The organism is Proteiniclasticum sediminis, assembly GCF_018128025.1.
GTDB lineage: Bacteria > Bacillota > Clostridia > Clostridiales > Clostridiaceae > Proteiniclasticum > Proteiniclasticum sediminis.
Genome location: NZ_JAGSCS010000048.1, coordinates 1 through 1,740 on the forward strand (window position 1 = coordinate 1; position 1,740 = coordinate 1,740).

1 pseudogene is annotated in these 1,740 nt (G+C 36.3%); it reads right to left on the reverse strand.

The features are described from left to right. Positions 1–220 precede the first annotated feature (220 nt). Positions 221–1,588, reverse strand: a pseudogene (locus KCG48_RS14420) (N-6 DNA methylase); the annotation flags it as partial. Between the last annotated feature and the right edge of the window lie 152 nt (positions 1,589–1,740).

The following is a 1,740-nucleotide window of genomic DNA, read 5'->3' on the forward strand; positions in this document are numbered from 1 at the left end:
TCACACCATTTCCGTACGGCCAATCCGCTATTGCGCTGCTCCTTGATGATCTCCATCCATTTCGCCTTCAATAGTTCGTGACGGGCTTGTTTCATTGTAGCCAATTCCTATCCTCTCCTTACTTACGGTTTTAACCCTGGCTAAGCATGCTTAGCGGAGACTAAAACCGGTTTATCGAGAAGATTATCTCACGGTTCTACGCTGCATAGAATCCGTGCTTTTAATGACCGCTTACCTTAGCCTTTCCAAATGAACCATTCTTGTTTCTAAGCTCATATGTCTTCAGCTCACTATTAGCTTTGACGATTTTCTCCATTTCCGATATATTGCCTGCATCAAATAATTCAATAAGTTTTGTAATGTCATCTATTACTTCAGAAGTCTTTTTACTTTCAAGTTCTTTTATCTGTTTATTCAGATTTGCTTTAGGTATACCGTCACCTTTCTCATTCAAAGCATTTATAAGCAAGCCTTCGTCACCTGATTCTTCTTCTCTCATTTCATCCAGTTCAGATTCAAGCAATGCAGATTTTTCGATTAGCTCATTAAGAGCCATTAACTCAGTTTCAAAATACTCCTGTTCAATAATGTCTCTCGAAATTAAAGCACCTTCAAACGACTTCATTTTTGAAGTATCATCGACCTTTATTTCTTCTCCATTTTCATCTTTAGCTTTCTTTTGAGCGTATACATATTCAATCTCACGTCCCGCATCATATCCGCTCGCTTTTATTACATATACATCATCTTGCATTTTCTCATTCCAATAGTTAAGCAAGAAGTCGTACACATCGTAATTGTCTAGAAGTTTTGCCGACTCATAGTCCTTCAAAATTTTAATTCCCATATTACGAATTAGCTCTTTTGGATTTGTATCTGTATTTATGTTGAGTAATGAATCTTTTACTTTATTTTTCCACGTCTCGAATAGAGAACCGTATTCAGTTTCCTTTTCAACCTTTATATTTTCATCTTCAGAAATGACTGTTTCGATTTTATTTGGTTTTATAGCAAGATTATATACATTATGTTCTTCATCGACACAAGTAAATATCTCTCCTCTTAACTGTGGCGATATTTTCCAGAGTCTTTCTAAAGAGTTAATATCCACTTCCGGAATACCACCCATAAGATGAGATGCAATGTTTTGAGGTAATGTGTCATCTGTTTTTTGGATATAACGAGGCACATTAAGATTTCCTTCGTTCTCTTCTAAAATTTCTTTATAAGTAATAAAACGAGAGTATCCCTCAACTTTTTCTTGATGAATAAAGGTTTGCACAATTTTTTCAATATCCTGTTCACGAAGACGGTTCTTATTTCCATCTTTCTTAAACCCATCGCTCGCATCAATCATAAAGATACCTTCACGTTTATCAGCGTTTTCTTTATCGATTATGATGATACTAGCAGGGATTCCTGTACCATAAAATAAGTTTGCCGGTAGCCCAACTATACCCTTGATATATCGTTTCTCAAGAACAGCTTTTCTAATAGTTTCTTCTGAGTTTCCTCTAAAGAGAACACCGTGTGGCAGAATAATCCCTGCCTTACCATTGCTTTCCAATGCTTTTAGAACGTGCAAAAACCAAGCATAGTCACAATGTCATTAAGTTAATATGAAACTCTATAAACTGCCGGAGTCTGGATTGATTAGTTTTTTGATTCTGGCAGTTTTTGTTCAGCAATGTCTCTTCATTGCTTGTTTTTCGGCATAGCAAACAAGCGGGTTTACACCGC